Below are 3,327 nucleotides of genomic sequence, written 5' to 3' on the forward strand. Positions count from 1 at the left end.
GGCACCTTCCTCGACATGGCGGCCACGATCCTGATCTGCACGCCGATCTTCCTGCCCATCGCCCAGCACTTCGGCATGGACCCGGTGCAGTTCGGCATCATGATGCTGATCAACTGCGCGCTGGGCCTGAACACGCCGCCGGTGGGCACCACGCAGTTCGTGGGCTGTGCCATCGGCGGGGTCTCCGTGGGGCAGGTGATGCGATCCATCCTGCCCTTCTACGGCGCCCTCACGGTGTGCCTGATGCTGGTGACCTACGTGCCGGCCTTCTCGCTGTGGTTGCCCAACTTGTTCCGGTGAGCGGGCTGCAGGCAACGGACCGCTAGAACCGCAAAGCCCCGGGGCGTGAGCCTCGGGGCTTTTTTGTTGGGCACGGCGCCCCGGAACTTTCCAGCCGCGGCAGCGCTCCATGCTGGCGTCACTTCACAGAGATTCCATGGAACCGCTCACCCTCGTTCTGCTGGCCCTGATGGCCTCGCTGTTGTTTGCCGCCTGGCAGGCCTGGCGCATCGGCAACGACCGCCGCGACGTCGCGCTGTTGAGCGGCGTGGCCGGGCTGCTGGGCGTGGGAGCGGGCGTGGCGGCGGTGGTGTAGCCGCGGCCAGCCCGGCGCACCGCGGCGGGCTACAGCGCCGAGGCGCGCACCCGGCCTTCCGTGAAGAAGGCCTGCAGGTTGTCGAAGGTCAGGTCGGCCATCGCCTGGCGGGTTTCTTCGGTGCCGCTGGCGATGTGGGGCAGCAGCACCACGTTGTCCAGCTGCATCAGCTCGCCGGGCACGTGCGGCTCGCGGTCGAACACATCGAGGCCGGCACCGGCGATGCGGCCCTGCTGCAGCGCCTTCACCAGCGCGGCCTCGTCGATCACGCTGCCGCGCGACACGTTGACCAGGAAGCCACGCGGGCCCAATGCGTCCAGCACCTCGGCATTGACCAGGTGGCGGGTGCCGGCACCGCCCGCGGTGATCACCACCAGGAAGTCGGCCCAGCGCGCCAGCGCCAGCAGCTGCGGCTCATGCGCCCAGGGCACCCCCGGCACCGGGTTTCGGCTGTGGTAGCGGGTGGGCATGTCGAAGCCGGTGGCGCGCTGGGCGATGGTGCGGCCGATGCGGCCCAGGCCCACGATGCCCAGCTTCTGCCCGCTGACGCGGCGGCCTACGCCAAAGCGGCGCGCCAGCCATTCGCCACGGCGCACGAAGCGGTCGGCCGCGCTCACGCCGCGGGCGACGTCCAGCATCAAGGCCATCGCCAGGTCTGCGACGCAGTCGTTGAGCACGTCGGGCGTGTAGCCCACGGCGATGCCACGCGCGGCGGCGGCGGGCAGGTCGATGCGGTCCAGGCCCACGCCGAAGCTGGAGACCACCTTCAGGTCGGGCAGCGCCGCGATCTGCGCCGCGCTGCAGCCGAACACGGCCGAGGTGGCCATGCCCACGATGCCGGCGCCGTGCTCGGCCAGCCAGGCTTCAGCGTCGGGCTGGGTGTCCAGCCGCTGCAGCTCGTAGTCAGCGGCCAGGCGGGCCTCCAGGGCCGGCATCAGCGGGCCCATCTGCAGGATGCGGGGTCGTTGGCTCATCGAAACTCCTTGACGATAAAAGCACGCAGCCCCGGGCGCTGGTGCGGCCGGGGCTGCCAAAGAAACGGAATGGGCGAAGGCGGGTCAACGCCGGCAGGCCGCCCGGCATGATGCCGCCGGGCGCGCCTTTGTGCGCATCACGCCTGCGTGTAGGCGGTCTTGACGGTGGTGAAGAACTCGGCCGCGTAGCGGCCCTGCTCGCGCGGGCCGTAGCTGCTGCCCTTGCGGCCGCCGAACGGCACGTGGTAGTCCACACCCGCGGTGGGCAGGTTCACCATCACCATGCCGGCCTGCGCATGCCGCTTGAAGTGGGTGGCGTGCTTCAGGCTGGTGGTGGCGATGCCCGAGGCCAGGCCGAAGGGCGTGTCGTTGGCCAAGGCCAGCGCTTCTTCGTAGTTCTTCGCGCGCAGCACGCTCACCACCGGGCCGAAGATCTCTTCGGTGTTGATGCGCATGCCGGGCGTGGTGTCGGCGAACAGCGCCGGCTGCAGGTAGAAGCCCGGCGCGCCGTCGGCATTGGTGGCGATGGCCTGGCCGCCGGCCACCAGCCGCGCACCTTCCTGCTGGCCGATACCGATGTATTCCAGGTCCTGCGCCAGCTGCTTCTCGTCCACCACCGGGCCGATGTCGGTGCCCGGCTTGCGGGCATCGTCCACCTTCAACGTCTTGATGCGCTCGGCCACCGCGGCCACGAAGCGGTCGTGGATGCCTTCGGTGACGATGACCCGGCTGGAAGCCGTGCAGCGCTGGCCGGTCGAGAAGAAGCCGCTGTTGACGGCCGCGTTCACCGCCACGTCCAGGTCGGCATCGTCCAGCACCACGAAGGGGTTCTTGCCGCCCATCTCCAGCTGGAACTTGGCCATGCGCGCCACGCAGGCCTGGGCCACGCGCTGGCCGGTGGCCACCGAGCCGGTGAAGCTGATGGCGGTCACGCGCGGGTCTTCCAGCAGCACCGCGCCCACTTCCGAGCCGCGGCCCATCACCAGGTTGAACACGCCGGCCGGCAGGCCGCTGCGCGACAGGATGTCGGCCAGCGCCCAGGCCGAGCCCGGCACCAGGTCGGCCGGCTTGAACACCACCGCATTGCCATGGGCCAGCGCCGGCGCGATCTTCCAGGCCGGGATGGCGATGGGGAAGTTCCAGGGCGTGATCAGGCCCACCACACCCACCGGCTCACGCGTGATTTCCACGCCCACGCCGGGGCGCACCGAGGGCATCAGCTCGCCGCCAGGGCGCAGCGCCTCACCGGCGAAGAACTTGAAGATGGCGCCGGCACGCGCCACTTCGCCGATGGCTTCGGGCAGGGTCTTGCCTTCTTCGCGGGCCAGCAGGTCGCCCAGCTCGGCCTTGCGGGCCAGGATCTCGCTGCCGGCCGCGTCCAGCACGTCGAAGCGCTGCTGCGGCGTGGACAGGCCCCAGGCCGGCGCGGCCGCATGGGCGGCGGCAATCGCCTGGCGGGCCTGGGCGGCATCGGCCTGGGCGTATTCGCCGATCAGGTCGCGGGTGTCCGACGGGTTGATGTTGCGGCTGGTGCGCGCGCCCGCCACCCATTCGCCGCCGATCAGGTTCTTGTGCATGGACGGGTCCTGCTTATTGCGGGCCGAGGGTGGCGATCAGCGCCTTCAGCTCCTCGAACTCGGCGGGCTTCAGGTCCGACAGCGGCGGGCGCACCGGGCCGGCGCCGTGGCCCACGATGGTGGCACCGGCCTTGACGATGCTCACCGCATAACCTTCGCCGCGGTTGCGGATGGCCAGGTA

Annotated in this window: 4 protein-coding genes and 1 pseudogene; 2 read left to right on the forward strand and 3 right to left on the reverse strand. The window is 70.5% G+C overall.

The genetic code is table 11. The features are described 5' to 3' along the window. Both ABNT58_RS05210 and ABNT58_RS05215 read left to right on the forward strand, forming a co-directional pair. Positions 1-300, forward strand: a 300-nt coding sequence (locus tag ABNT58_RS05210) for a TRAP transporter large permease subunit (RefSeq protein ID WP_348752444.1), incomplete at its 5' end; no start/stop codon positions are given. Between the two features lie 136 nt (positions 301-436). Continuing rightward, entirely contained in the window at positions 437-595 is a 159-nt protein-coding gene (locus ABNT58_RS05215; RefSeq protein ID WP_348752445.1) for a hypothetical protein, read from the forward strand. Between the two features lie 29 nt (positions 596-624). Here ABNT58_RS05215 and ABNT58_RS05220 read toward each other — a convergent pair whose 3' ends face one another. The 3 genes and pseudogenes from ABNT58_RS05220 to ABNT58_RS05230 form a co-directional block, all read right to left on the reverse strand. After that, the gene (locus ABNT58_RS05220; protein WP_348752446.1) at positions 625-1,569 is read right to left on the reverse strand and encodes a 2-hydroxyacid dehydrogenase; all 945 of its coding nucleotides are present in this window, start codon (positions 1,567-1,569) and stop codon (positions 625-627) included. Positions 1,570-1,706: 137 nt separating this feature from the next. Next, positions 1,707-3,146 (reverse strand): aldehyde dehydrogenase family protein, encoded by a 1,440-nt coding sequence (locus ABNT58_RS05225; RefSeq protein ID WP_348752447.1) that lies wholly within the window; start codon positions 3,144-3,146, stop codon positions 1,707-1,709. Between the two features lie 13 nt (positions 3,147-3,159). After that, positions 3,160-3,327, reverse strand: a pseudogene (locus ABNT58_RS05230) (5-dehydro-4-deoxyglucarate dehydratase); the annotation flags it as partial.

It is taken from the genome of uncultured Aquincola sp., assembly GCF_964001545.1.
Lineage (GTDB): Bacteria > Pseudomonadota > Gammaproteobacteria > Burkholderiales > Burkholderiaceae_C > Aquincola.